Raw genomic sequence first — 26907 nt, forward strand, 5'->3', positions numbered from 1 at the left:
GCGTGGCCCCCATGGCGTCATCCGACGGGTCCGTCCAACCGCAACTCCACCGGCGTGATCCGACCGTGCCGGGCTGCCCAGGCCGCGCCGACCCAGTGGTACTCGCAGAGAGCGAGAATCACCGCGATGACGCTGTGGAAGCCCAGTTCCGGGTCGCCGAGAAGCTGCCTGTAGGTGGCAGCGTCGCGAGCGCTGGGGACGGGGCGGCTGGTGGGGTGGGTGTGCCACTCGCCGACCCAGACACTGGCGTCGCTCGCGAACGCCTCGTCGGCCAGTGCCTGGGCGTGTGCCAGGTCGCGGAGGAAGTAGGTGGGTGTACGTACGGCGGCGGGACCGGGGGTTCCGGCGTAGTGGACGGTGACGGTGTTGTGGGTGTGGTGTCCCAGCAGGATGCCTCCGGTCTCCGTCGTGTGGTCAGCCGTACGCAGTTCGGTGATGATGATCCGGGCGGCCGGGGCGGTGAGGTGCACGGTGGTGACGGGCTGCTGGGTCATGGTGCTTCGCAGGTGGGGCAGCCGGATCTAGGTGGTGTGGCGGGAAGCCAGCGCAGCTCGGCGGTGTGGCCGAGGTTGAAGGGCGGGGCCCAGTCGGGCTGTCGGCGCAGGCCGAGCAAGGCGTGCTCTCCCGGCAGTCGCTGGTCGGGGTGCCCGGCGCGTTCGAGGACGGTGGCGATGGCGGTTTTGGCCGCGAGCTGGGCGACCAAGTGAAGGTCGGAGCCGACGGCGGTCATCGGCCGATGGCGGGTGCCGGTGCCGTACCCGGCGTCCAGGGCGGGCTCGGGGTCCAGGCCGCCTGCCTCGGCGAGGCTCTGGCGCCGGCAGGTGAGGCAGCCGTGCCGGGGCCAGGGGCGCAGTCGCAGGATCTCGCCGAGGGCACCGTCCTGCAGAACGCACGCGAGGACTGCGGTGAGGCCTGCGCGGCGGGCCAGGTGTCCGGTGACACGGCGCGGGGCCACCCCGTCTGCCGTGCACACGACGAGGTGGGTGTCCGCGAGGAGGGCTCGGACGTGGTCGGCGTGTTCGATGACGTCCAGGGGCAGAGGGATGACCGCCGTGTCGGGGCGCAGGGAGGCAAGTTCCTCGGCGAGGGCGGTGACTTTGTGTCGGCCGATGTGTTTGCGGGCGCTGGTGTGCCGGACGAGGTTGTGCCAGTCGAGCCGGTCGGGGTCGATGAGGGTGAGATGGCCGACGCCGTAGCCGGCGAGTGCGTGCGCGGTGGCCGAGCCGATGCTCCCCGCTCCGATCAGCATGATCCGCGTGTTCTGCAGTTCCTTTACGGGCCAGTGACCGCTGAGTTGCCCAATCCCGGTGGTTTCGGGCTCGGCCGACGCCTCGAGGGGCTGGAAGCCCGCACGGGTGACGTGCCAGGCGACGAGGTCGGGCAGGCCGCTTTCGGGAAAGGCGTCCTTCACTCCGGGGGCGTGGGTGATGGCCACGTAGCCGCCGTCGCCCGGCATCTTGAAACCGCTGGGCACGGCGTCCTTGAACACGTCCAACTTCATGGACGTGCCACACCGCACCCGCAGGAGGTACCAGAGCGCGTGGAGTTCGCTCTTGGCCTGGTACCAGTAGCCGGTAGGACGGGAGTCGCAGCTGGCGAGCAGGCGGGGGGCGGGCGGCGGCGGGTCGACAGAAATGATGGAGCCACCGCCCTCGGAGATGCCGCCCACCACAGCCAGGTCGTCCGGGTGGCTGATACGCAACGACAGTCGGCCCCACGCGCCCGAGTCGCGGAGTGTGGTCGCGGCGTCCCGTGGGATGAGGATCAGCACGCGGGACCGTCCTGCCCGCCGGTGTCCAGTTCAGGGTGGCCAGTGGTGTCCTCGGGTGGCAGGGGCTGGGCCAGGAAGTGGTCGAGGCTGTGGTCGGTGACGATGCCGCTGCCGGTCATCCGCTCGATCGTCTGGTGTTTCATCAGCGCGTACTCGATCCGCCAGCCGGCGGCCTTCAGCAGCAGATCGACAACGGACTCGCGGCCCGTCCATACGTCGTCGCGCAGGAGGCACAGGCTGGCGTCGCCGTTGACGTGCCAGCGATGCTGGGTCCATTCAAACGGTTCGGGCAGCGGGTCGAGGGGGACGAGGCGGGGCTCCACCATGGGGTACGCCTGGCTGTACTCCAGGCGCAGAAGGAGTCCTTCGTCGCCGATCCAGGTGGTGAGGTGCTCGGGCTCGGGCCGGTCGAAAGGCCAGCGGGGCAGCCTGCCTTCCCAGCTTCCTGCTCCGGCGTCGTTCCAGACAAGGTCGGGGAACTGAGCGATGATCTCGTCGTGGTCGCGGCGAAGCCGGCGTGCTTCGCACGCCCACCAGGTGATGGGCGTGCGGTCATTGGGCGTGTGTGCGGTGGTCATCCCTGAGGTGCGTCCTTGATGGGCCGCGGGGTGATGAGCGCAGGCGTCCCGGTGATCAGCGAGGCAGGCTTGGCCGGTGCAGCGGGTGCCGGGAAGTCGTCTCCGAAGATCTCCTGCCACAGTCGCAGAGCGTCGTCGGTGTCGCCCTCGGTCGCGGCCGCGCAGGCCCGCTCGGCGATGTCCCGGGCTTCGGCGAGCGCCTCGGACAGGCCCGTACGGTCCAGGTCCGGCTGGATCTCCCCGCACAGATCGGCCGGGTCCCACACGCCTTCGTTGACCTGGACCGCGGCGGCGGTGAAGAACGTCTTCAGTCCCTCGGACCGGTTGCCGGACCTGGGCATGCAGTTCAGGGCGAGGACCTCCATGACGAGGGACTTGATGCGCCCTTAGACCGGCACGGTGTGCCGCCACTGCTTGAGCACCCTCACCAGCGGCCGGAAGTGGGGCCAGGCACTCTGGTGATCGGCCACCTGATCGATGAGGTACTCCGGGTCTGCGGGCACCCACCGGGTGTTGAGCTTCTCGGGGATGAGTATCGAGCCGTCCTCCTGCCGCAGCGCGGCCATGACGTCCACGGTGAAGGCGTCGGGGTCGTCCGGGTCGTCGAGGAAGCACTTGACCGCGTGGTTGCGCAGCAGGGTGTGCTTCACCACGTTGTCGTGGGTGCCGCTGCTCTGGCTCAGCAGCCGGTTAACCTGGCCGCGGATGTGCTCGAGGGCCTCTTCCGCGCTCGGCCCGTCGCTTCCCCACTCGGGGTGCTCGTCGGGGTCGTAGATGGCGATGATGTCCACGTCGTGGATGGGCTTGAGCTGCGTGCTGCGGCTGAGCGAGCCGGAGCCGAACGCCTCCAGGACGTCCGGCTCGCCTCGCAGGGCGGTCTTGAACAGGTCCCGGCGTTCGCGGGCCAGTCTGGTCTTGTCGATGTCTTCGTTGACGGACTTCTGGAAGGCGTCGAATGCCTCGTCGATCCCCATGCGGTGTACCTCCTCGGGCGAGTCGTTCAGCCCGGGTGCACGCCGCGGCCGCCGGCTCCCGGGTGGGGGCACGGCGGCCACAAACAGGCATCTATGGCTGCTCGTTCACCACAGTAAGACCCACCACTGACAAACCCTCCTGCACCAGGACTAGATGATCATTTGCCGCGACGTTCCCCGCCCATCGGATCCGCGCGCCTTGTGCAAGTGGGAGGCACCTTCGGGGGCTGGCCTCACGCTGAGGAGCCACCAGGTCCGGGCCAGTGTCTGCAGGGTTCGAGGCGGCCCTCGGCCGACGGCAGCAGAAGGACATGGTGGACGGACACAGGAAAGATCACTCCTGGCGTCCTCGGCGTCTGCGGGCGCGCAGCGGGACACTGCGAAGGGGACTTGTACCGGAGGGCGGAGGCGTATGAGGTGGCATGGGCAGCTGAGGCGGCTGCTGCTCTCCCGGGAAGGCGGCGGCACGGTGCTTTGCCGGCGGGACCGTAGGGGCTTGCCTGGCCCTCATGCGTCGATGATGAAGGCCTTCTCGTACACCTGCTGCGCGTTGACGTCCTCGTACACGATGGTGGGGCGCAGCCGGTTCCACCGGTTGCCCAGCAGCAGGGCCAGGCCCATGGGACCGGCCTGGAAGAGGTGGATCGCGGGATGTGCACGACAGGCACGGCGCAGCAGGTCCCGGATACCCACGGCCAACGCGCTGGCCGTCGCGGCATCCGGAATGGAATTGTCCTTCGCCCCGCCGGGCGGGCGCAAGACCAGCAGCCGGGAGACGGGCACCTGATGTTCACGCAGAAAGTCCAGCACGTCCTGCGTCGGGTCGGTGGCGACCGCGACGGCCACGGCGAGATCCGGTCCAAGATCGAGGGTGTGCTCATCGACGGCTGGCGCCAGCGGAGAGTCGTACGCTGCGGTGGACGACCACAGCTGGTCGCGCTGAGCCACGGCAAGGTCGGAGCCGGCGACCATGCGAAAGGCGGCACCGACCGCGAAGGCGGGTGCCAGACGCAGGCTGCCGGTGACGGCAAACGTGGTAGTGCCCGGCGGCATCCGATACGGCGTGGCCTCGATGTCCGCCTGCAACTGCGCCCAGGTGGCCGGGGCCAGCGGACGCCGCTTCACATATTGTGAGGCTCCCTCGAAGCGGTCCACCCAGTCCAATGCGTAGTCGGCATCCTCCGCCATGGGATCCGGCTTCAGGGTGGCGATGGACAGCACCGGACGCGATGAGCCGGCTTCCAGGCGCAGCACCCGGATCGCCTCTTTGATGTCCGCCAGCGACAACCGGCGCTGCCCATCAACGACTTGACGGGCCACCCAGTCCGCGCCGGCGTGCATCGCCTCCTCGCTGAACCGCAGCCCTGCGGCGAACATCAGCATCTGCAAGTGCTCGTGCAGGTGCATCACGTCTCGTGCCAAATCGAAACGCAGCACCTTCAGCAGGTCCAGCAGCCTCTCCTCGCTCAGCCCGGCGCCGTCGGCCCAACCCCTGCGGGCCTGCCCCCTTTTCGATCTCTGGCCCTGCTGCGCCGCCTTCGGAATCAGAAGCTGGGTGCGGGAGTCCCGCAGCGAGATCAGCGGGTCTTCGGCGTCCGGGGACCGGTTGCTCAGCAACGCAAGATCGACCGGAGTGCCGCCCTCAGTGAGCTGCAGCCAAGCCTGCGCCATCTTCCGCAGGATCGACGGACCGCCGCGATCGCTGAGCTTAAGCAGGTAGTCCTCGTTGACCGGAGTGGAGCTGTCCGCGGCGTACTTGACCTGCATGTAGGTGTGCGGCGGGACCTGCCGGTACAGGACGACGTCGTCCAGGTTCCCCGCGTCGTCGACCTCGACGCCCACCGCCACCACCGGGTTGGGCGCCCGCAGCGCTGCATCCCGGACAGCGGCAACACACCCCTGCCACGCAGCCAGCCACTGGTAGCGGTCACCAGCAATCCGGACACCCGTCGAGCTCGGGGCAGGCAGGTCAGGCACTGAAACGATCTCCCAGGCGTCGGAGCACCGCAATTGCGGCCATCAGCATGCTCAGCAGATCATCGCCGCAAGCAGGGCCGAGCCGAAAGCCCTCAAACCTACCAGTCGCCGGGCGGGGCACAGGCTCTCGCCCGCCCACTGGCGTAGCGGAAAACCCCGAAAGCCCTCCTCGGTCGCTGCCTCATACCGCGTCCGAAAGCAGTTGATGTGAGTCCGGAATAAGTTGCGGCGTACCAGCTCAGAGGACCTAACATCAGAGAAACAGCAGGTCAGACGCTCCAGAGAGTCGTCCGGCGCTAGTCGAGACGCCGCAGGTCAGAGGCTCTGAAGCAGCCGACGCAGGCTTTACCTACTGCTGGTCGTGACACACGCTGGGCAGCGCCCGCGTTGCTCCGGGCGGGCGGATAGCCTGGGCCGGTCAGCGAAGATCACAGAAAGGCGGAACACATGGCAGACATCATCGAGACGGCGGCGCGGAAGGTCTTCGAGCGCTACGACATCGACGGGGACGGCCTGGTCACCGCGGACGAATACCGCAAGGTCGTGGCGGAGCTGGAAGGCTCGCAGATCACCGAATCACAGGCCCAGGACCTGATCGACTCCCTCGACACCAACGGCGATCGCCAAATGTCCTTCGAAGAGTTCTGGGCAGCCATGAACAGCTGACACCACCCGGGCCCGGCAGGCGAATATACCCCAAGCGATATGGCACCCTTCCCGCCGCCGCATGGATCGCAGACGACATGGACGGCTCAAAGCGAGGCCATGCCGGTACCCCGGCGAGAGCTCTGGTCCAAGAAAGACCGCAAGGGCCAGGAGAACGACTGGGATAGCACGGGAAGAGCAGCACGGATCGTTCTCAGGCCCGCCGCAGTCGGATACGGCTGGCGGCGCCGCAACGGCTCTGGTGCCGGGTCGGCGCCCTGGGCTGCCCAGCAGCCGCGGATGGTGGCTGAGCCGACCGAACACACCAGCACACGGAGGACCCCGGGCCGTCATGAACTCGGGGTCCCGTGTGTGCCCGCAAAGGCAAGCAACGGACACAACCACGACGGAACGCATAAGCCGTCGGCAGCCACTGTGGGAGACGTACCGCACAAGCCCGGCACGATGGCCCGGACGGCGCCCGACACGACTGCCTCTCACAGGGGTCGGCTCCCGTCGCCTTCCGGAACTGCGGAGACGGAGGCGAAGGCCAGGCCCTGGACCATCCATGCAGCCCCGTAGCTTCCCGCGTGCCAGGCCTTGCACAGGCAGTTCCAACGCCAAGCTGGCCACGAGGCAGCGTCCGCGAACGGCCCCGTACGCGCTTCGAGCATGTCCAGCACCTGGGCCCGGGCGAGCTCCACCGCCTGGTGCTCACTGTCGGAGACAATCCCCAGGCGCCGGATGTGCGCGTACTCGTCCTCGTCCTTCCACCGCAACAGGCCAAAGTCCGGGTCGATGACGAGGTCCACGGCCAGGTCGAGGGCAGGCAGAACAACGGCGGACGGCCACCGGCAGCGCGCAGCGGGAGCAGGACGTCGAAGGCGTCATCCGGGACTCCCAGGCGCAGCCGCTCCATCAGGCGGCTCACCGGGGGGGCGCGAACACATCCCGGGCCGAGGGGTCCAGGCTCATCGTGTCGCGGATACGGCTCACCAGCCGGATCACGGCCAGTAAGTCACTGCCCAGTTCGAAGAAGTCGTCGTCGATGCTGGTACCGGCCACGCCGAGGATGTCGGCGGACAGGCCGCACAGGATCTCCTCCTCCGGCTTGCGCGCCGGGCGCCCGGCGCGGGTTGAGCCGGGGCCCCGTGACGTTGGGCCCCGTGACGCCGGGGCCCGGGGTGCCTGGTTCGGGGTGCCTGGTTCGGGCAGGGCGCGCCGGTCCAGCTTGCCGCTGGACGTCAGCGGGAAGGCGTCCAGCACGACCACGGTGGCCGGGACCATGTAGCCCGGCAGTGGCGTGGCGAGGTGGCCGCGCAGGTCGGCCGGGCGCGGTTCGGCACCGCGGGCCGCGATCACGTACGCCACCAGCCGCCGCTGCCCGGGCCGGTCTTCACGGGCCGTGACCGCCGCCTGGGCGACTATCTCGTGCCGGGTCAGCACCGCCTCGACCTCACCGGGTTCGACCCGGACGCCGCGGATCTTGACCTGATGGTCGGCCCTCCCGGCGAACTCCAGAACCTCCTCGGCGGTCCACCGCACCAGGTCCCCGGGCCCGGTATACATCCGCTCCCCCGGCGCGCCGGACGGGCAGGCCACGAACCGCTTGGCGGTCAGGCCGCGCCGGTCGAGATAGCCGCGGGCGAGCTGGACACCGGCCAGCTACAGCCCCCCGTCGCGCTGGGGCGGTACCGGGCCGAGACCCGCGTCCAGCACGCAGGCGCGTGCGTTGCGCACCAGCCGCCCGATCGGCGGCGGCGGATGGCCTGTGGTCGGCCGTAGCGTTCGATCTCCTACTTGTACGGCTCCGGGAGCAGGGCGCTGGGGCCGAGGAGGCCGCGGTGGTGCATCCGGTTGGCAGGGCGGGCCGATCCGGGCTGGACGGTGGGGGCGGGCGAGTTCGCCTGTTGGACGGCAGCCGTACGGGGTGAGGTGGGTGCGGGGGAAGCGGTCCTGCGCGGATGGTTCCGCGGTGCTCCTGAGCACGAGAAGGTCCGGCCCGGAGCACGCTCCGGGCCGGCTGGGTGCGGGGGGTCAGCCGGCGGCCGCCACGGGGTCACGGTCCGTTGCGGCTGTTGCCTTCGGGCCGTCGTCCAGGGGTTTCCCGCCGGGGGTGGGGGCGGCCTCGGGAGCGGAGGGGTACGGGATGTCGCCGCGGAGGACGGCCTTGGCGCGGCTCTCGTCGAGCTGCCCCTCCCATTTGGCCACCGCCAGGGTGGCGACGCCGTTGCCGACCAGGCTGGTCAGGGCGCGGGCCTCGGACATGAAGCGGTCGATGCCGAAGATGAGTGCCAGGGCGGCGACGGGTACGTGCGGAACGGCGCTGAGGGTGGCGGCCAGGGCGATGAAGCCGGAACCGGTGACCCCGGCGGCGCCCTTGGAGGTGAGGAGCATGACGGCGAGCATCGACAGCTGCTGGGTGAGACTGAGGTCGATGCCGAGGGCCTGGGCGAGGAAGACGGACCCCATGGTCAGGTAGATCGCGGTGCCGTCGAGGTTGAAGGAGTACCCGGCGGGCAGTGTGATGCCGACGACCGGCTTGGAGGCGCCCACGTGTTGGAGCTTGCCCATCATGCGCGGCAGCACCGGCTCGGTGGACGAGGTGCCCAGGACGATCAGGAGCTCTTCCCTGATGTAGCGGAGGAAGGGCAGCAGGCGCAGGCCGTTGATGCGCATGACCGTACCGAGGACGACCAGGACGAAGAACAGGGCGGTGAGCCAGAAGGAGCCGACCAGCAGGAAGAGGTGGCTCAGGGTGTCCAGGCCGTAGTTGCCGATGGTGAAGGCCATGGAGCCGAAGGCGCCGGCCGGGGCGAGCCGCATGATCCAGCGGATGAGCGTGAACAGGACCTTGGACAGTTTCTCGATGCCCTGGGCGATGCCCAGACCCGCCTCGCCACTGGCGTGCAGGCCGAAGCCGAAGAGCACCGAGATCACCAGCACCGGCAGGATCTCGTGGCCGGTCAGCGCGCTGAGCAGGGTGTCCGGAATCATGGCGAGGACGAAGGCGGCGAAGCTCTCGTGACTCGCGGTGGCCTCCGGCGGCAGGCCTTCGGTGGAGAGGGTGGAGGTGTCGACGTGCAGTCCGCTGCCGGGCTGGACGACGTTGACGACGACCAGACCGATCACCATGGCGACGGTGGTCAGCACCTCGAAGTAGAGCAGTGCCTTGAGGCCGACCCGGCCGACGGCGCGCGCGTTGCCCATGGAGGCGATGCCGTGGACGACGGTAGAGAAGATGATCGGCGCGATCATCATGCGCACCAGCGCGATGAAGCCGTCACCGAGGGGCTTGAGACCGGCTCCGAAGGACGGCCACAGCCAGCCGACGGCAGCCCCGGCGAGGACGCCGATCAGGCACTGGAGGTAGAGCAGGGACAGCAGCCGGCGGATGCGGCGCGGTGGCGCGGTGCCAGTGCCCGGGGCGGCGTCGTTGCGGCTCATGCGGGGCGTCCTTCCAGGACGGGAACGAGGAGTTCGGCTCGGGCGATGCGTCGGGCGGCGCGGTGCAGCAGCACCGTGGGGGACGCGCCGTCCGGCGCGGGGACGGCTTGGGCGGTGATGACCCCTGCCGGGGTGCCCAGGCGCAGCGTGCCGTCGGCGGTCTGCCGGGCGACGCGGTGGGCGAGGGTGCCGGGGATGGCGGCTGCGGTGGCCAGCGCGACGGCCGAGGTGAGGCCGATCGCCGGGTGGGGTGCGTGCATGGAGACCATGCGTACGGCCAGGTCGTAGGCGTCCTGACCGACCTCAGTGCCCTGGGTGGTGTGATACGGGGCGGACCGGGCGACGACGCCGACCTTCGGCACGGCATGGCTGACCGGGTCCCTCCGGTCGGCCAGGCCCATGGCCAGGGCGGCCTCGCGGCGCAGCGCGGTGAGCGCGGGCACCGCCTGGGCGAACGCGGTGAGGGATTCGGTGCCGTCGAGGCCGAACGCCTTGGCCTCGAACAGCGCGGCCGGGGCTCCGGCGTCGACCAGGGACGCCTCGATGGGGCCGGTGGGCCCGGTCAGGGTGTCCAGGGCGCGGCCGGTCGGCAGGGCGCGGCCCGTGCTGGTACCGGCGGGGTCCTCGAAGCCGAGCAGGACCGGCACGCCGAGCGCGGCGGTGCCCGGCACCGCCGCCGCGCCCTCGTCGGGGGCCGTATGGCCCGGGGTGGGGATGGTGCCGGTGAGGCGGGCTCCCGTGTTGACGTTGAGCATCCGCACGGTGGTGGAGTCCGATGTGACCGGTACCAGGCTGTTGTGGACGGCGTACAGGGCGACGGCGGTGGCGCAGTTGCCGCAGTTGCTGGTCCACTCCACACGTTCGTCACCGATGCCGATTTGCGCGAAGGCGTACTCGATGTCGACGCCCGGCGCGTCCGACGTGCGGACGATCGCGGCCTTGGAGGTGGTGGAGGAGGCGCCGCCGACGCCGTCGATGTGGCGGGGGTCGGCGGCGTTGTAGGCGGCGAGGAGCAGGGTGTCGGCGTCCACGCCGGTCGCGACCACTTCGTGGTGGTCGAAGATCCAGCATTTGCTGGTTCCTCCGCGGATCATCTCGCCCTGCAGACGCAACACAACAGACTCCTCGTGGAAATCCCGACGGCGCTTCCGTACGGGGGTGTGATCCACGGTGAGCGCGAAGAGTGTGAAGTACAATCTCGGAAATCTGTATGGGTATTAAGTTGAAATTAATGCTGGAGGTGGCGCGGTGCTCGATGTGCGGCGCATCCGTCTCTTCACCGAGGTCGCACGCCGGGGCTCGGTCACCGCTACCGCGCGGGCGCTCAACTACACGCCGTCAGCGGTGTCCCAGCAGGTCAGCCGCCTGGAGGCGGAGGCCGGGCAACCGCTGCTGGAGCGCCACGCGAGGGGCGTGACGCTTACCGACGCGGGACGCGCCCTGGCGATGCGCGGGGAGCGGATCGAGCGGGAGCTGACGGCCGCGGAGAACGAACTCGCCGACTTCGCGGGACTGCGCGCGGGCACCCTGCGCATCGGCACCTTCCCCACCGTCGGCGCCTCCCTCCTCCCCCGGGCCGTGATCGCCTTCCGGGAAGCACACCCCGAGGTACGGCTGACCGTGCGCAGCGCCCGCATCGCGGGCCTGTGGGCGATGCTGGAGAACCGGGAAGTCGAGATGTCCCTGATGTGGGACTACGACTGGAACCGCATCGACCGCGAGGACATCGTCGTCACCTCGCTCGCCGACGACCCCCCGGCCCTCCTCGTCGGCAAGGACCACCCCCTCGCCGACCGCCCCATGGCCGCCCTCGCCGACTTCGCGAACGACCCCTGGATCACCCGCGCCGAGAACCACCCGGTGGCCGAGGCCCTCGCCCGCAGTTGCCACACAGCCGGATTCGAGCCGCAGATCGCCTACGAAGCCCACGACTACCAGGAGGCTCAGGCCATGGTCGCCGCCGGTATCGGCGTCGCCCTCGCCCCCACCCTGGCCCTGGAAGGCATCCGCGGCGGCGTCAGCGTCCTGCCCCTGCAACCCCCCGCCCCGGTACGCCGCATCCTCCTCGTCCGCATGGCCGACCACGCCCTCACCCCCGCCGCCCAGGCCTTCGCGGACTACCTGCGCGAGGGCGCCACGGCCGGCGCCACTGGCCTGCGACGATGAGACGTGTCACGACCTCGCGCAGCTGGGCGGCCGTGACAGCCGCGAGGTCAGCGCCGGGCTGAAGGCGGATCGCGTCGAGCACCGCGGTCCAGGAGATGCGGCCAGTCTCCGGCGCGGCCACGATTCGAGTACGGCCGGCCCGGGATCATCTGGTGCTTGGCATCGCCACGGCAGTAGGTGGCACAAGGAGCGGTCCGGGCACGTCGCGGCGTCCGGCCGTAGCCACGGTCAGACGTCGACCGCCAGTACCAGGCGGCCATCCGCCGCCGCCTCCGCCTCCGGCAGCGGCAGCGGCAGCGGCAGCGGCAGCCCGGCGATCGTCCGCCGAAGTCGGGCCATGTCCATGCACCCCTTGTTCAAGCCGCCGTACAAGGCACCGTGACCACGGCCGTGTTCCGGTGCGAGCGCCAGACCGACCAGCGTTTGCAGCACACTCTTCCCCACTGCCTCGGTCTCTGATCAGGTGTGTCCCTGGGCCGGAGCACATGATCAGGCCGAGGCCACCCGTGCGTCCGGCGAATGCCCGGGTGAGCGACCCAGTGCGAGGAACGTTTCGACCTCGTCAGATAAACGACAAGCTAAGTGAGTGTTCGAGTACCCCGGAAGACCAGGTCAGAGGGGGTGCGTGAAGCGGGGCGGGAGTTGCCGTTTTCCGAGAAAGCATCACGGTGACGGATCTTTCGGAGTTCGGCGGTCTGCGGATGTCGAGAACGTGCCACCGGCTCCGTCCCAGGGACATCAGCGGCCACCGCCGGCCGCATGGGGAAGAAGGAGAAAACAGCATGGCGATTCAGCGGATGGACAACATCGGCATCGTCGTCGAGGACATCGATGCCGCCATCGCGTTCTTCGTGGAACTCGGTATGGAGCTGGAGGGCAGGGCAGAGGTCGAAGGCCTCGTCGCCGACCAGTGCACCGGACTCGACGGCGTCCACTGCGACATCGCGATGGTCCGGACCCCGTACGGTCACAGCCGGCTCGAGCTGGCGAAATACCGCAGCCCCGCGGTGATCAGCACCGGGCCGCGCAACCAGCCGCACAACATCCTGGGCACACACCGCGTCATGTTCGCCGTCGACGACATCAAGGACACCGTTACCCGACTGCGCCCTCACGGCGCCGAACTCCTCGGCGAGATCGCCCGGTTCGAGGACAGCTATCTGCTCTGCTACCTCCGCGGCCCCGCGGGCATCATCATCGGACTGGCCGAGCAACTGCGCTGAGTGTTTGCTGAGAACCCAGCTCATTGCTGTCCGCCCGGCGCGCGTGTGGGCATACCCAGCGCGGTGGAGCTGCCGAAGGCACCGCGCCAGGTGAGCTGAGCGAGGGTCGCCCGGGACGAAAGATTCCGGCTCACGCGCAACGCCGCGTCGACGAGCCTGACCAGGGCTCGACGGGGTAGCGCGAGCGTGTATCCCACACCCTCACAGCTCACACTTCACCCCGTCTGCCTGCGGAAATGGGAGGTGAGCCTCACAGGTCTCACAGCCCTCGGCGGCTCCCCGGGCGGTTTCGCCGAGAGCCGCCCAGTGCCACCGTGGCGCGGCTGGGAAGCTGGCCCTTCTTGCGCAGGGTATGGCTGCGCACGCCGCACCAGCGGGAGCAGTCCGTCGGCCGACGGACCCCAGCAGGCAGGGCCTGCGCGCACACCAGGCAGTGATCGGGGGCGATGGCCGGGGCGAGGCGGTCAAGGAGCCGGCGGGTACGGTCTTCGGCCTCCTGGCCGTGCGGGACGACGTCGGCCGGGCAGCCTGCCAGGAGTTCGGCGAGCAGCGCGCCGAGGGCGGTCAGGTCGCGGCGGCAGGTTCCGAGCAGGTCCAGGTATTCCTCGACCGGCCAGCTCGCGAGCACAGCGGAGCGGGTGAGGCAGAGGCCGAGGGTGTCGATGCGGTAGTGGTCGGGGGTGTCGAGTAGTAGACAGCCGAGCAGCTGCCAGGCAGCTCTTCAGGTAGACGTCCGGGGTGGCGGGTGCTCTTGAAGTCGAGCAGCAGGAGGTCGGTGTCGGCGTGGATGTCGATGCCCGCGAACGTCGGCCCTCCGGTGCAGTCCTCCGGCGCGGTACGGGCGCGCAGAGCCTTAAAAAGGGGGGCCATCGGCGGCCCGGTAGAGCTGGGCGACGACGTCGGCCACCAGGTCGCGGTGCGGGAGTTCCAGGAGCCTTTGGGCGGTGAAGGCGCCGGGGTCCTCCCACGCGGTGCGGGCGAGCGGGGTGTACACGAAGCCGATCGAGTTGCGGGCGAGGACCTGGAACCAGGCCACGGCGAGCAGCATGCGGGCCAGGTCCTCTTCCTCATCGTGGGTGCGCTCGATCGGGGTGTTCCGGTTGTCGAACTGGAGGCGGTGGACGGTCTCGGTCAGACGCGCGGCGAGCTCGTTGCCGACGGCCCGCATCCGCAGGCCCGTGCCCTGGGCAGCCCAGCCGGCCAGGGCGATGCCGACGAGGGGGGATTCGTCGAGGGGCGCGGCCGCGGTGAAGGCCAGGCGCAGTCCCTGGTCGATGGCGGTGCCGGCGTTTTCCGGCTTCGGTGCCGACGCCGGGCAGTGACATCAGGGCGTGGTCGGTGCGGTGCTGGACGCGGAAGGACTCGCGCAGCGGCTCGGGGCCAGCCGCCGGCAGAAGGAGCACCCTGTGCTGCCGCGGAGGACGCCGAGCACGCGCCGGGGTGTGACGGCCGTGGCGAATCCCTCGTGCACCACCTGCACCAGGCCCGAGGGGGCCGTCGCCACCCGCATCGCGTCCGCGCCCAGCGCGGCCTCCACCCACACCACGACCGGGACCGGGACCGCGGCGAACCCGCCGCCGAACCCGAACAAAACCGTCGTGGCTCCGGTGAGGAGCCCGATCCCGGTCAACATCACCACGTCCACGGGACCGCCCCATCAGGGCCGCCCGCCGTCTCGCATGCGAAGGTCGGCACTGTTCCTTCGTGTCTCGGCCACTACGACCGTCCCGCCCGAGCGCGCCGCCCTGATTCCGGCCGCCAACCGACACCGGGTCCGGATGCTGGGGGTGAGCACCCGGGAGCCTGTACACCGAACCCGACGCCGTTCTCTGGTGACCCGCCACCTGCACAGTCCTGGACCTACCACCTCTATTTCGTGAACTCCTCCTGAATTCCGTCGAGTTCGGGGCTACTTCGGCCTGTCCGGGCGGGCGGGAGGGGTGCATTGCCGAGCTGCTGCTGCACGAGATCGCCGCGGCGGGCCCCGCGCTTGCCTTCCACCTCACGAACCAGCCCTCCACCGACCCGGCGGAACTGTGCCGGGCATACCTGGCCGCACCGGATGCCGGCATCACCAACACCGTCCGGGCCGACCGCACAGCACACAGCGAACGGGCCTTCACCCGGCGCTTCCGCGCGGAGACCGGCGACAGCTCAGCCCCTCTGGCGGACCCGCGCCCGCCCGCTCGCGGCCCTTCCCCTGAGGGTCCTCGCCACCCTCGCAATCGCCATCCGGCGGGACCGGGACGAGGCCGCGTCTCCAACAGCAGGGACACCAGGCGATCGCGGGAGACCTTGTCGCCCTGTGGGACGGCCGCCAGCCCCAGTGGCTCATCGACCCACCACTCGACCTCGCCGCCGGGACACCAGCCGCGGATGACAGCCGCGATGGAAGACCTCCCGGACACCCACCTCCCTGCAACGCCTAAGGTGTTGCCTTCGGATCACCGTGCGCCTCGTCGGGCCGGGCGCGGGGAGTGCCAGGTGAGCCCCCGGCCTCGTCGGTCTGGGCCGGCAGGACGGTGAAACCCCGGCTCATGCGGCAAGCGCCCGTGCCACCGCCACCGCGGGACGGGGTGCCACCGGGATACCTACCGGCACGACCGGCGAACGGGCCGGCCATACGCGGTACGTGGTCTTAGCAGGATCCACCAGGGGGTCGCCGAGAGTGGTCCGTCCCCCGGAGTACAGCCTGTCGCATTCGAGGGTGGGAAGGGCGACATAGCAACCTCCCCTCTTGGTGGCGGAGTCGTACGGCTGCCAGTAGCCGTACCGGCGTCGTCCACTTGCGTGCACGGTGAGAAACACCGGAGTGCGGGAGTCGGACACGACGCGGAGAACGCCGGCGCCCGCAACGTCGGACGGGGCCTCGGAACGGGAGCGGGTCTGGTAGAGGGCGGGAGACATCACGATCGCCTTTCCGAGGAGCCTGGACTCAAGATCAACTACCCAATTAAAGCAGCATTCCGACCTCAGGTACACAACTTCCCACCGGGCAAAGGAGCTTGGGCAAAACAGCCCCGCACCAGCCCAGCGGCAGGTCCCCGACCGGGCCTTCGACCCCGCATCACCGGTGCTCTTGATCCCACGGCTTGGCCGGTGTCCTCGCCGCACCCGCTCAAAGCAACGGCCACGCCCATACCGACGGCCGCGATCAAGGTCCTCTTCATCCGCCGGAACGGCATCCGGATGGACAGCCGGTGTCGGGATTCGGGCACTGCCGGGTTCACGGACTCATCGTCTCCGGTGGCCGGCGCAACCTGGACGACGGCCGGAGCGCTGGAGTCTGCAGCATTCACTGCTGATCCGGATCACCGCAAGGTCCAGCCCACAGACTGGTCGGGGCCGGTAACACGCCGATGGCGCGGGAGACCGGCCTCGGAGCGACCCCTCCCCCAGACCGGCTTCGCCGGCCCCGTGACCGTCAAGCCCCCCGTCAGAACACGCCCCGGCAGGCGTAGGTATCGTTCACGCCCGCCCTCCCGGAGGCGCATACCGCGCCGCCTACACATGATCACTCACACAGAAGGCTCGGCAGAGGACGCGGGCAGGGCAGCCCACCAGACGTTCACATCCAGCAATCTGCATCCGTTGCGGCATCAGCTCGCACCGACCACTCCGCGAGAGGTGAAAAAACTGGCCACCCAGGTCCCCTGACCCGCTCAAACCCCCGGAGATATTCACAACTTTTCGAAGGGGTCATGCTCCGCGAGAAGCCTTTCCACCCGGGCCTGATCGACCCGGCTGACAAGTTGCCCGGCCTCCTGCCGGTCCCGGATCACCTTGGCCAGGGTGAAGGCCGACGTCACCAGATAGAGCACGGCGATGGCCAGGAAACCGCGCACCCAGGCATCGGCGTTCAGCCGGAAGATGCCGACGACGGTGGCCGCCATGGCGATGGAGAAAGAAGCGACCGCCTGACCGTAGAACACGGTCGTGCTCTGATACTTGACCGGTGTCTCACTCATGAGCAAAGGACCGGCGGCCGCAGACCGCTCCCCATCCGCCCGGATACTCAGATACGTACTCAGATCAGGCTCCCAGCTGCTCGACGGCAGCTCATCCGACGGCGGTGACGGCCCTGGCCGGTCGTCTGGCATCGACTCGACTTCCTGCCCGGCGCATCAGCACACGGCTGGGGCACCCCGCAAACCTCCGGCCAACCACCCCCCGACCCGGGAGCAGCCCGGAGCAGCCCGGGGATCACCCGACGCCTCTGCCCCGGACCGGCACGGCCAACACCTGACCCGCCTCCTCCTTCCGAACCCTCCCCCACCACAGAAGAGCGACCACCACCAGGCACATGACCCGGCGGTACCGGAGATTCACCCGTGCGGAAGGCGTGGAACGTGGGGTTGGTCGCGAGCGAGGGGGCGAGCGCCGCTGACCTCTGACACGAGATCTTGACCGTTTGCCAAGTGATCTTGACGGCCAGCGAAGCGTGTCTGCCGCATGTAGGCGATTCAGTGCATGGATGATCCACCCGTGCTTCCGTGCGCCCCGCCGTGTGGCCTCACTGCGCGCCCGTCCTGGGGAAGTAGTGGAGGCGCGGAGCCGATCGGCCGGGTCGGCCCGGCGGCGCCAGCCCACCCGGTGGGCCGCCCGGAAGCGAGGAGTTGGACATGAGTAATCCATCGGCCCGGGAGGTCGGCGAATGGTACGACCGCTTCGGAGGCCTGTACGGCCTGACCATGGGCGACAGCATGCACCTGGGCATGTGGACCGACGGCGTGCGGACGGAAACGGGAGAACTGACGGCCGAGGAGATGTGGGAGGAACTCACCCGGGCCCAGGACTCCTGGACCGGCACCCTCATCGACGTGGTCAGGCTGCTGCCAGGACAGCGGATGCTGGACATCGGCTGCGGCACAGGCCGGCCCACCGTACGGATCGGCACCGAGCCGGGCACGAACGTCCTCGGCGTGACGGTCAGCGCCGCGCAGGTCCGGGCCGGCCGCGACCGCGCCTTGAAAGCGGGACTCTCCGACCGCGTCACCTTCGAACAGGCAGACGCCATGGCCCTTCCCCAGGCATCCGAGACCTTCGACGCCGCATGGGCCATCGAGTCCTTCGCCCACTTCTCCGACCGCCCCGCCGCGATCCGCGAGGTCCGGCGGGTACTGCGGCCCGGGGGCCGCTTCGTCCTCGCGGACTGCTACGAAGCCGTGCCCTTCACACCCGAAGAAGTCCAGCTCTTCCAGGCCGCGTTCGCCCTCTCCCGCCTCCCCGCCGGACCCGAAGACTACTCCCGCATGCTCGGCGAGGCCGGCTTCGCCATCCAAAGCACGCACGACATGTCCCAGGAGTTCAAACCCACCTACGAACTGATCCCGCGCCTGTTCGCCGCAAGGCGCGCCCAGATCACGGAGCTGGTGGGCACCGACGCGATGGCGCAGCTCGACACCGTCTACCCGCGCATCCTCACCCTGTGCCGGGACAAGATGGGATACACCATGGTCAACGCCGTGAAATCCCCCTGACCGCGGCCAGCCCCACCCCGCCCCGACTCCCACGGTCTCCGTCACCGCCAGGCCAAAACCCCCCGGCACAGCACCCCACCACCAGCTCCCACCCCGGCGCTGGCCGGGCCATCACCTGCAGGAAGGAACAGTCCAGCGTGGAACAGGCCGGTCAAACCAGCCTGACAAACCGTCAAGATCGCCTGCCACAGGAGTCGCAGCGTTCGCCAACAGGGGTGGCGGCATCATCGTCATGGGGATCACCACGCCTCTGGAGCAGGGGCGGGAGATCCTCGACAAGGTGAGCTCCATCGACGGGTCGTCCGTCGATCCCGACCAGTCGCGCAACTTGATCCGCGAGCACGTCACCCCGCCGCCACGCAGGACGAGCGTGGAGTGGTCCGACGACCGGCACGCCGCGTGCACGGCCTACATCGACATCCCCGCCCAGGATCCCGGGTGCCTGCTCGTGGTGGCAGCGCCGACCAGCAAGAAGGGCGCGCCCCCAACGGATACCGTCGCGGTGCCCGTCCGTGAGGCAGACCGCACACACTGGTTGCCGCGCACCGAACTCCAGCGGCTGCTCCCCCACGGCGTAGCCGCTTCAGCAATGCCCACACCACAGGCACCGGCAGAGCTTCTCCGCGAGGCCATGACCCAAGGGCAGCCGGAGGCCGGCCACCAGATCGGGCAGGGCCTGCCCAGCCGTCAGCAGGAGATACGCGAAGCTTGAGCAGCAGCCGCGCACCGCAGGACTGGGCCGGCCAGCCGGCGAGGCGTACACCCACGACCCCGCCGCCATACAGAAATTTCGCGAGCGGAGAGAGAGACGCATCTGAGCCGGCCAGCCAGCGGGACGCGCCGCGCCGGGAGACCACCACCGCCACGCCGATGATGAAACCTGCCCCACCGGGCGCGACGCCACAGGCGCTCAAGCGCCGCACCACCGCGTCGGCGATAACGGCGAACTCGATCAGCTCGCACCCAGCCAATACCGGGCTGACAGCAATCACCCTGACCCAGCGCAGCAAGGACTCTGCGCTTGCCGTAAATGTCATCCGCCCTGGCGGGAGGTGGTGTGCGCGGTGTACCGGAGGTCGACCGGCGAAGTCGCCAAAACAGGCGCTCTCGCGAGGCTGGCGCTCACCGCGGCAAGATGATCGACCGTGCTGCTGCGACTGGCTTACCTCGGCGTGACGAACGCGTTCGCGATGCTTCGCCTGCTGCCGATGTCCGACCGGGACGAGTGCGCGGAGATCCTCGCGCTACGCCACCAGGTCACCGTTTTGGAACGTCAACTCGGCGAGGGCAAGGCCCGGTTCACGCCCAGCGATCGGGCATTCCTGGCGGCGCTGCTGCACCGGCTGCCACTTCACGTCCTGCGAAGATTACGGCTGCTTGTACGCCCTGACACGGTGCTGCGTTGGCACCGCGCCCTCATCGCGCGCTGTGACCTGCGAACACCGCCTGGTTCGCGTCCGGATCACGGCCTTCTGGCATCAGCCGCAGCGCCGTTCTGCGGCTGGTCGACGCTTTCCCGAGCTTGAGGTGACTGCGGTTTCCGTTGAGGTTTCCACGTTTCGCATGCCTGAGATGTGACCGGGGTCTGCCCATGGAGCAGTGGTGTTCCCCCTCACGCTGCCGCTCGGGGGCATGCACATGCTTTCGGGCGTGCGTCGTGCCACGCGTCTCACGTGGAGAGGTGCGTCATTTCTCGGCTGGGGTGGGGGCTTGGGGGATGCGTAGCTGGAAGCATGCTCCGAGGGTCCTGGGGGTGAGGGTGAGGGTGCCTTGGTGGCGGTGGGCCAGGTCGCGGGCGATGGCGAGGCCCAGGCCGGCGCCGCCGTGGTCGCGGGAGCGGGCGTCGTCGAGCCGGACGAAGCGTTCGAAGATGCGCTCGGCGTCCTTGGTGGGCACACCTGGTCCGTCGTCGTGCACCGTGAGGACGACCCAGGCGTCCTGGTTTCGGATGGTGATCTGGATGCGGTGTGCGGCGTGGCGGGCGGCGTTGTCGATGAGGTTGCGCAGCAGCCGTTCGTATTCGCCGGGGTTTCCGTGTGCGTGTGCGGGGGCGGTGCTGTCGCAGGTGAGGGTCAACGGTCGTTCGGTGAGGGGGTATTGCTCGGTCAGCCGGGAGGCGAGGGCTGTCAGGTCGACGGTGTCGGGGCCGGCTATGGGGGTGCGGGTGTCGAGGCGGGCGAGGAGCAGCAGGTCCTCGGCGAGGGCGTGGAGGCGGCGGGTCTGTCGTGCGGCGGTGGTGGCCGCGGCGGGCCAGTCGGTGCGTTCCGGGTAGGCGAGCGCGATTTCCAGGCTGGCGAGCAGTGTGGTGAGGGGGCTGCGTAGTTCGTGGGCGGCGTCCGCGACGAAGCGGCGTTGCTGGGCGGCGGCGTTGTCGAGGCGTTGGAGGGTGGTGTTGATGGTGGTGGCCAGGGCGGTGATCTCGTGTCCCGTGGCGGGGACGGTGACGCGCTCTCGGGGGTCGCTCGCGGTGACCGAGGCGGTGAGGACGCGGATGGCTTCGACCGGCCGCAGCGCGATGCGGACGGCGAAGTAGGTGACGGCGGCGATCAGTACGAGGCTGACGAGCCCGGCCCGGAGTAGCGAGCGGTCGGTGGTCTTGGTGATTGACTCGGCGATGTCCTCGGCTGCGTGTGGGAGCACCACCACATAGACCCGCAGCTGGGCGTCGGCGGCGATGCCCAGAGCGGCGACTCTGTCGCTGCTCAGTTCATCGGCCCTGACATCGTCGTACATGACCAGGTAGGTCCCACCGTCCTTGCCGAACCGGTCCCAGGGCTTGGAGTCGTGGCGCGCCGGTATGCGCAGGGGACGGGTCGTATAGCCCCAGGCTGCCCCGTCATCCGGTGGGGCGGGCAACTCGGCCTTCGGCGGGGCGGGCAGCACATGGCGGGTGCCGGGATCGAACTCCTCCATGCCTCCGCCGTAGGCGACAGCGGCGCGGCGGTCGGTCGCGACGACCTCGTACGGCACAGTGCTTCTGCGAACCGGAACCACACCCTCCTCCAGCTGATCGACGAGAGCCAAGAGCTGTTTTTGCGCCTGCCCTTCGGCGATCTGTGTGCTCTGGCGGTAGACGTCGTGGTGTAGCCACCAGCCGATGCCGGCCAGGATGACGGCGGCCGCCGAGGCGACGGCCAGGGCCGTGCGGGCTCGTACCGAACGCGGCCACCAGCGGCGTCGCGGCTCAGTCGCGTTCACGGTCGTCCACCAGTCGGTAGCCGGTACCCCGTACGGTCTGCAGGGACCGTCGGCCGAACGCGGAGTCCACCTTCTTGCGCAGTGCGCTGACGCGCGCCTCCACCAGGTTGGGATCCCGGGCTTCATCGGGCCACGCGTGATAGAGCAGATCCGTTTTGGAGACCGCCTGGCCCGCCCACCGGGCCAGCAGCTCCAGCACGGCGAACTCCCGGGGCGTGAGTTCCACTCGGGCCCCGGCCCGGTGGCAGACCCGGCCGGCGACATCCAACGAGAGGTCGCCCACGGCAAGGACGGGCGGGGCGACCGTGGCGGCTCGTCTGACCAGGGCCCGCAGCCGTGCGACGAGCACCATGTAGGAGAAGGGTTTGGTCAGGTAGTCATCGGCCCCCGTGTCCAGGGCCTCTGCCTGATCCCAGTCCCCGTCCTTGGCGGTGAGTACCAGGATGGGGGTCGCGTTGCCCTCCCGGCGCAGCTGGGCGCAGACCTTGTAGCCGTTGAGTCCGGGCAGCATCAAGTCCAGTACGACAAGGGCGTATTCGCCGGTCCGGACCATCCACAGTCCCTGCCGGCCGTCATGGGCGAGGTCGACGCTGTAGCCCTCGGCGGTCAGACCGGTGTGCAGGGTGTGGGCAAGGTCCACCTCGTCTTCGACCACAAGGATGCGCATGTGGTGCAGCCTTGCACAGCGCCGGCCCGCCTTCCTGATCAGCCGGTCAGGTTGGGTCAGCATCCGGTCAACGAGGTCCGGGCACGCTGGCGGAATGTCTTCGCCACTGCTGAAAGGCCCTGTCGCCGATGTCCTGTGATGAACGTGTCCCCGCCGGCGAACACCCGTCGCCAGCAAAATGTTCGAGCAGTTCTGGCCGATCATCGAGCCAGAAATCAATAAAATTGCCCAGTGGGGCGTTCGTTAGCCACACAAGCGTTCCGCAGGAAATACTGAATGGACGGCGAATACCTCCCTCCGTCTCGGCGGTCCAACTGCCTGCAGATGTAGATGCCCAAATGCCTGCAGATAGTTTTCATGCCGGCGGATTCGCATGGGCGCGTACACGCTGGCGCCAACACTACGTCCCGATTTCGGCTACCGCCCTAGCCCTGCCGCTGTATGCAGCATGGGTCGCCTATCTGGCAACAGGCGGCGGTGATCTTGCCGCGCAATTTTCATGGGCGGATTTCGCCTCCCGACACCCCGGATCCCCCTACAACATGGGCTGGTACGGGGGCATCCATGTCGGCAACTACAGTGTAATTGCACCGCAGTTGATGGCTCTTCTTGGTGTGCGGCCTGTCACCGCGGGGGCGGGAATCATTGCCTCGTGGTTCATGGGGCGTGTGTTCGTACGTAGCGGGGTAAGTCGTCCGCTGTGGCCTACACTCCTGGCGGTCCTGTCTCTCTGGGCGAATGTCGCGTCGGGGCGCTCTACTTTCGCACTGGGCGTGGCTCTGGCACTAGTGTCCTGTCTTGGCCTGGCAGGTTCCAGCCGGCGCTTGGTGCTGGCATCGGCGTTCAGCGCCCTGGCAACTCTGGCTAGTCCCGTCGCAGGGCTGTTCCTCCTGGTTCTCGGGGCAGGGTGGCTCTTGAACCGGGATATTGGAAGAGCTATCGCTGTTTGTGCACCGCCTGTCGCAGTGGTCGCTTTGACAACCTTACTCCTTCCTTTTAGCGGCGCAATGCCCATGGCAATGGACGACATCTGGAAGCCAACCCTCTTCGGAATCGTTCTGGCGCTGCTGGCGCCGCAAGAGTGGAGGACTCTACGTTTCAGCTCCGCAGTTTATGCGTCAGGTGTGGTCTTGAGCGGACTGATTTCTTCACCTGTCGGTTCCAACGTAATCCGTCTCGCTGAACTATTCGGGCCCCCGGCGCTCCTCTGCGTGCTACTCGAGCGCGGCGTTCAAATAGTGTCAAGGGTAGCTATCGGGCTTTCCCTCGCTCTTTCCGTGCAGTGGGTGACGGCACACGCTATCCATGTGCTCAATATGTCGACACCTGTGCCGTCATGGACATCCCATACGCAAGGTGTACTGAAAGCGCTCGACCGTTTGCACGCGGACCGCACGCGTGTGGAGGTAGTGCCTGCGGTCAATCATCGTGAAACCACCGCACTCGGTCCTCACGTGAATCTGGCAAGGGGGTGGAATCGTCAGCTCGATGTAGAACGTGGGGGCCTTTTCTATGAAAACCAGTTGACGATTGGGAAATATCGCGCATGGCTCGACAAGTGGGCAGTAGGTTATGTCATCTTGCCGGGGGGTGAGCCTGACTGGGCGGCAAAAGACGAAGCCAAGCTCGTCCGCAGCAGACCAAGCTGGCTGGAGCCGGTATGGCATGACTCCCAGTGGGAGATTTATCGGGTGAAGGGTGCCAGGCCAATTATCTCAGGTGCAGATGCTTCAGTCGTCAGCAGCGACAATGCAAAAATTGCAGTACAAGTTCCCAAGCCTGGCATGGTGAGGTTGCGTATCGCCTATTCCCCCTGGCTACGCACCAGCGCTGGTTGTATCGAGCGTGATGGTGACTGGATCCGTTTCAAAGTTTCCACACCAGGGCTGTATGAAATCGGCAGCTCCTATGCGGTGCCTTGGCAAGGGAATTGCTGACGTGAGATATGACGGCCGTGCGGTGGGGAACGGGAGTGTCACGGCGCACGGGGATGGCCGGTTCACCGGCGTCGGGGGCCCTCGCGAGCAGGGGAGAACAGGGGTGGCGGAGCAATGACATCCGATCAGGCGGGAGACGTCCGGGCGGATCCGCCCGTTCCCGAGGATCAGGGGCGGGAAGTTCCGGCTCAGCGCGAGGACATCGGCATCGTAGGGCATGAGCCCTAGTACTCCAGTTGGGCTTCTCCATATGACCTGGTCACAGGGGCCTTTTGGAGTCTAGTTGGCTGATGCTGCATCAGGTGGGCGGTGGTTTGTGACTCACCCGATCGGGGTGCGTTGAACCGGTTATGGAGACGGAGAGCGATACCGAAGTAGGCCTGTGGAATGCCGAGTTGGAGTCTTTGCTGCTGCGGGTGGGCGAGAGGTTCGGCCGGGTCGAGCCGCGACGGCGGATGCGGGACTACGTGCGGGGCTTGCTGGGCCCGGTGGGCCGGAAGAACAGCTGGCAGATAGCCGAGCACGCGGGCCACGACACCCCGTACGGCCTGCAGCGACTGCTGTCGTGGTGCCAGTGGAATCCCGATGAGATCCGCGACGACCTGCGGGACTACGTTGCCGAGCGACTCGGTCAGCCGGACGGTGTGCTGATCGTGGACGACACAGGCTTCCTGAAGAAGGGCATCGACTCCGCCGGGGTGCAACGGCAATATTCTGGCACCGCCGGCCGCACGGAGAACTGCCAGATCGGAGTGTTCGCGGCCTACACCTCCGCCAAGGGCCGGGCCCTGGTGGACCGCGAGCTCTACCTGCCCAGGTCCTGGACCGAGGATCCCGACCGGTGCCGCGCAGCCCGGATCCCGGAGAACAAGTCCTTCGCGACCAAGCCCGAACTTGCACGCGCCATGGTCCAACGGGCGCTGGACTCCGTGCTGCCGATCGCCTGGGTGACCGCCGATGCGGCCTACGGGCAGGAGTGGCATTTCCGACGGATGCTGGAGGAGGCCGGTGTGGGCTACGTCCTGGCCGTGCCCAAGTCACAGCAGGTCAAGTCGCCAGCGGGGAGCTGGCGCATCGACCATGTCCTGACCGGCGCCCCCGGCTGAGGCATGGGAACGGATCTCCTGCGGGGATGGTGCGAAGGGACCGCGGGTCTACGACTGGGCGGCGGCCAAGCTGCCCGTCATCGACGGCGCGGATCCCGCCCACCAGCGCTGGGTGCTGGCCCGCCGCAGCCTGGCTCGTCCCGAGGAGATCGCGTACTACCTCGCCTTTGCCCCGACGCAAGCCACCGTCCGTGAACTGGCGCGGGTGGCTGGCGCCCGGTGGGCCATCGAGGAGTGCTTCCAGGCCGCGAAGAACGAATGCGGCCTGGACCAGTACGAAGTCCGCCGTTACGTCGGCTGGTACCGCCACATCACCCTGGCCATGCTCGTGCACGCCTTCCTGGCGGCGATGACAGCCCAGGCCCTCGAAAAGGGGGCCGAGGAAACGGTTCGACCAGCCTCGCCCCCCTCACCGTGGCAGAAGTCCGGCGACTCCTGGACCTTGCCCGTTCCCCCGCAGTCTGGCGCCGGTCACCCATGCGCCGACTCCACTGGTCCAGCTGGCGCCGACGCCACCAGGCCGTCGCCCGCCACTGCCACTACCGACGCCGCACGCACCCCGATCGGGTGAGTCACGAACCACCGCCCACCTGATGCAGCATCAGCCAACTAGACTCCAAAAGGCCCCCGTGACCAGGTCATATGGAGAAGCCCAACTGGAGCCCTAGTACGGCAGTCGGACTTCGTGGTCTGAGTTTCGCGCGGCCTTGGGCAGCGCGGTCGGGTAGGTTCGACAGGCGTCAGTCGCCGTCGGCGATGAAGTCTGCTATTGCGGCAGCGATAGCTTCGGGCTGCTCGTCGGGGATGAAGTGTCCGGCGTCGGGCACGACGACTCCGGTGGTGTCGTCGGCCCATGGGCTGATGGAGGCCGCCATGTCCGGAATGGAGCCGTGGCTGCTGGAGATTCCGAGGACGGGCACGGTCAGGTGCCGCTGATTGAGCGCCTCGCGGTTCTTGCGCGCTGACTCCGCGGCGTCTCGGTAGTACGCGAGGGAAGCGCGCAGGCCGCCGTCGACGGCGACGGCCGCCGCGTAGTGGTCGAGCTCGGCGTCGTCGAACGTGTCGGGAGACAGGGCCTTCACCTTCAGGAACCAGCCGACGTACTCGCGTTCGCGGCCGGCAAGCAGCGTCTCGGGCAGGTCGGGCACGATGTGGAACGCGAAATGCCAGGTTTTCCACGCTCGATCCGGGTCGGTGGGAATCGCCTCCGGGAGGGTGATACCGGGAATTCCGGCGTCGAGCAGAGCGACCCCGCGCAGGTGGCTCTCGAAGTTGAGGGCGAGGGAGAAAGCGACCCAGGCGCCGATGTCGTGGGCGACCAGGGAGTAAGTCGACACTCCGAGAGCCTTCACGGCGGTGTGGACGTGCGCGGCGACCGCGTGCGTGTCGTAGCTGCGCTCCGGACGCTCGGAGTGGCCCTGACCCGGCAGGTCGATCGCGATGACGTGGAACCGGTGGGTGAGGCCGGGCATCACCTTTCGCCAGGCCCACCAGGTTTGCGGGAATCCGGCGAGCAGGACGACGGCCGGGCCGCCCGGCCGTCCGCCTTCGACGGCATGAAGGCGGACGCCGTCCGCGTCGACCCAGCGGTGAGTGAATCCGGCCAGATGCTGCAGGGGCAGGTCGCGGATGGGGTTGCTTTCGGAGACATGCGGAGTGCTGGTTGCCGGGCCGGTCACGGGGATCGATCCTCCATCGGTGTCAGGTGTGCGGTGGGGACGGTGTAGCTGACGGCGGT

23 protein-coding genes and 4 pseudogenes are annotated in these 26907 nt (G+C 68.5%); 9 read left to right on the forward strand and 18 right to left on the reverse strand.

From position 1 onward, the window contains the following. Positions 1-17: 17 nt before the first annotated feature. The 6 genes from ABZ370_RS41595 to ABZ370_RS41620 form a co-directional block, all read right to left on the reverse strand. Positions 18-494 carry a Mov34/MPN/PAD-1 family protein gene (locus ABZ370_RS41595; RefSeq protein ID WP_358632974.1) on the reverse strand — a complete coding sequence of 159 codons (477 nt, stop codon included), beginning with the start codon at positions 492-494 and terminating at the stop codon, positions 18-20. Then, positions 491-1771: a ThiF family adenylyltransferase gene (locus tag ABZ370_RS41600; RefSeq protein ID WP_358632977.1), complete on the reverse strand. Its 1281-nt coding sequence runs from the start codon at positions 1769-1771 to the stop codon at positions 491-493. Before ABZ370_RS41600 ends, ABZ370_RS41595 begins: the two co-directional genes overlap by 4 nt. Next, complete coding sequence (locus tag ABZ370_RS41605; protein WP_358632980.1) at positions 1765-2349, reverse strand: hypothetical protein; 585 nt, start codon at positions 2347-2349, stop codon at positions 1765-1767. The genes ABZ370_RS41600 and ABZ370_RS41605 overlap by 7 nt, the downstream gene beginning before the upstream one ends. Next, positions 2346-2714 carry a hypothetical protein gene (locus ABZ370_RS41610; RefSeq protein ID WP_358632983.1) on the reverse strand — a complete coding sequence of 123 codons (369 nt, stop codon included), beginning with the start codon at positions 2712-2714 and terminating at the stop codon, positions 2346-2348. The genes ABZ370_RS41605 and ABZ370_RS41610 overlap by 4 nt, the downstream gene beginning before the upstream one ends. Before the next feature lie 21 nt (positions 2715-2735). After that, positions 2736-3323: a hypothetical protein gene (locus tag ABZ370_RS41615; protein WP_358632986.1), complete on the reverse strand. Its 588-nt coding sequence runs from the start codon at positions 3321-3323 to the stop codon at positions 2736-2738. A gap of 507 nt (positions 3324-3830) precedes the next feature. Then, complete coding sequence (locus ABZ370_RS41620) at positions 3831-5300, reverse strand: SAVED domain-containing protein (RefSeq protein ID WP_358632989.1); 1470 nt, start codon at positions 5298-5300, stop codon at positions 3831-3833. A 447-nt stretch (positions 5301-5747) separates the two neighbouring features. Here ABZ370_RS41620 and ABZ370_RS41625 point away from each other — a divergent pair, with 447 nt between their 5' ends. After that, positions 5748-5966 carry an EF-hand domain-containing protein gene (locus ABZ370_RS41625; protein WP_358632992.1) on the forward strand — a complete coding sequence of 73 codons (219 nt, stop codon included), beginning with the start codon at positions 5748-5750 and terminating at the stop codon, positions 5964-5966. Between the two features lie 476 nt (positions 5967-6442). Here the strand turns inward: ABZ370_RS41625 and ABZ370_RS41630 are convergent, their stop codons facing one another. The 4 genes from ABZ370_RS41630 to ABZ370_RS41645 form a co-directional block, all read right to left on the reverse strand. After that, positions 6443-6757 carry a hypothetical protein gene (locus tag ABZ370_RS41630; protein ID WP_358632994.1) on the reverse strand — a complete coding sequence of 105 codons (315 nt, stop codon included), beginning with the start codon at positions 6755-6757 and terminating at the stop codon, positions 6443-6445. 115 nt (positions 6758-6872) lie between these two features. Then, complete coding sequence (locus ABZ370_RS41635; RefSeq protein WP_358632997.1) at positions 6873-7514, reverse strand: phosphopantetheine-binding protein; 642 nt, start codon at positions 7512-7514, stop codon at positions 6873-6875. 468 nt (positions 7515-7982) lie between these two features. Then, entirely contained in the window at positions 7983-9392 is a 1410-nt protein-coding gene (gene dctA / locus ABZ370_RS41640; protein ID WP_358632999.1) for a C4-dicarboxylate transporter DctA, read from the reverse strand. Continuing rightward, a complete protein-coding gene (locus ABZ370_RS41645; RefSeq protein ID WP_358633002.1) occupies positions 9389-10507 on the reverse strand; it encodes a PrpF domain-containing protein in 1119 nt (372 codons plus the stop codon). The genes dctA and ABZ370_RS41645 overlap by 4 nt, the downstream gene beginning before the upstream one ends. Before the next feature lie 133 nt (positions 10508-10640). Between ABZ370_RS41645 and ABZ370_RS41650 the strand changes: the two genes are divergently transcribed. Then, a complete protein-coding gene (locus ABZ370_RS41650; protein WP_358633005.1) occupies positions 10641-11558 on the forward strand; it encodes a LysR family transcriptional regulator in 918 nt (305 codons plus the stop codon). On the opposite strand, the pseudogene ABZ370_RS41655 reads toward ABZ370_RS41650, so the two are convergent. After that, a pseudogene (locus tag ABZ370_RS41655) lies at positions 11539-11987 on the reverse strand (transposase); the annotation flags it as partial. The gene ABZ370_RS41650 and the pseudogene ABZ370_RS41655 overlap by 20 nt on opposite strands. A 353-nt stretch (positions 11988-12340) precedes the next feature. Here ABZ370_RS41655 and ABZ370_RS41660 point away from each other — a divergent pair. Continuing rightward, positions 12341-12781 carry a VOC family protein gene (locus ABZ370_RS41660; RefSeq protein WP_358633008.1) on the forward strand — a complete coding sequence of 147 codons (441 nt, stop codon included), beginning with the start codon at positions 12341-12343 and terminating at the stop codon, positions 12779-12781. A 259-nt stretch (positions 12782-13040) separates the two neighbouring features. Here ABZ370_RS41660 and ABZ370_RS41665 read toward each other — a convergent pair whose 3' ends face one another. The 3 genes and pseudogenes from ABZ370_RS41665 to ABZ370_RS41675 form a co-directional block, all read right to left on the reverse strand. Continuing rightward, positions 13041-13409 carry a hypothetical protein gene (locus ABZ370_RS41665; protein ID WP_358633010.1) on the reverse strand — a complete coding sequence of 123 codons (369 nt, stop codon included), beginning with the start codon at positions 13407-13409 and terminating at the stop codon, positions 13041-13043. A 225-nt stretch (positions 13410-13634) separates the two neighbouring features. Continuing rightward, on the reverse strand, positions 13635-13949 hold the full coding sequence (locus tag ABZ370_RS41670) for a hypothetical protein (protein ID WP_358633013.1): 315 nt from the start codon (positions 13947-13949) through the stop codon (positions 13635-13637). 243 nt (positions 13950-14192) lie between these two features. After that, positions 14193-14426: pseudogene (locus ABZ370_RS41675) on the reverse strand (sulfite exporter TauE/SafE family protein); the annotation flags it as partial. A gap of 70 nt (positions 14427-14496) precedes the next feature. Here ABZ370_RS41675 and ABZ370_RS41680 point away from each other — a divergent pair. After that, a pseudogene (locus ABZ370_RS41680) lies at positions 14497-15008 on the forward strand (AraC family transcriptional regulator); the annotation flags it as partial. Positions 15009-16461: 1453 nt separating this feature from the next. On the opposite strand, the gene ABZ370_RS41685 reads toward ABZ370_RS41680, so the two are convergent. Then, positions 16462-16749, reverse strand: coding sequence for a YiaA/YiaB family inner membrane protein (locus ABZ370_RS41685; protein ID WP_358633016.1), 288 nt, complete (start codon positions 16747-16749; stop codon positions 16462-16464). Positions 16750-17403: 654 nt separating this feature from the next. Here ABZ370_RS41685 and ABZ370_RS41690 point away from each other — a divergent pair. From ABZ370_RS41690 to ABZ370_RS41700, 3 genes are all read left to right on the forward strand, one after another. Beyond that, positions 17404-18261: a methyltransferase domain-containing protein gene (locus ABZ370_RS41690; RefSeq protein WP_358633019.1), complete on the forward strand. Its 858-nt coding sequence runs from the start codon at positions 17404-17406 to the stop codon at positions 18259-18261. A gap of 232 nt (positions 18262-18493) precedes the next feature. Continuing rightward, positions 18494-18973, forward strand: coding sequence for a hypothetical protein (locus ABZ370_RS41695; RefSeq protein WP_358633022.1), 480 nt, complete (start codon positions 18494-18496; stop codon positions 18971-18973). 433 nt (positions 18974-19406) lie between these two features. Further along, on the forward strand, positions 19407-19787 hold the full coding sequence (locus tag ABZ370_RS41700; RefSeq protein WP_358633025.1) for a hypothetical protein: 381 nt from the start codon (positions 19407-19409) through the stop codon (positions 19785-19787). Between the two features lie 160 nt (positions 19788-19947). Here ABZ370_RS41700 and ABZ370_RS41705 read toward each other — a convergent pair whose 3' ends face one another. Both ABZ370_RS41705 and ABZ370_RS41710 read right to left on the reverse strand, forming a co-directional pair. Next, positions 19948-21459: a HAMP domain-containing sensor histidine kinase gene (locus tag ABZ370_RS41705; protein ID WP_358633028.1), complete on the reverse strand. Its 1512-nt coding sequence runs from the start codon at positions 21457-21459 to the stop codon at positions 19948-19950. Then, a complete protein-coding gene (locus ABZ370_RS41710) occupies positions 21446-22126 on the reverse strand; it encodes a response regulator transcription factor (protein ID WP_358633031.1) in 681 nt (226 codons plus the stop codon). The genes ABZ370_RS41705 and ABZ370_RS41710 overlap by 14 nt, the downstream gene beginning before the upstream one ends. A 1019-nt stretch (positions 22127-23145) precedes the next feature. Here ABZ370_RS41710 and ABZ370_RS41715 point away from each other — a divergent pair. Beyond that, positions 23146-24063, forward strand: a complete 918-nt coding sequence (locus ABZ370_RS41715; protein WP_358633034.1) for a hypothetical protein — start codon at positions 23146-23148, stop codon at positions 24061-24063. 350 nt (positions 24064-24413) lie between these two features. After that, positions 24414-25539: pseudogene (locus ABZ370_RS41720) on the forward strand (IS701 family transposase); the annotation flags it as partial. A 370-nt stretch (positions 25540-25909) separates the two neighbouring features. Here the strand turns inward: ABZ370_RS41720 and ABZ370_RS41725 are convergent. Beyond that, positions 25910-26848: an alpha/beta hydrolase gene (locus ABZ370_RS41725; RefSeq protein ID WP_358633037.1), complete on the reverse strand. Its 939-nt coding sequence runs from the start codon at positions 26846-26848 to the stop codon at positions 25910-25912. Between the last annotated feature and the right edge of the window lie 59 nt (positions 26849-26907).

The organism is Streptomyces sp. NPDC005962 (assembly GCF_040629205.1).
GTDB lineage: Bacteria > Actinomycetota > Actinomycetes > Streptomycetales > Streptomycetaceae > Streptomyces.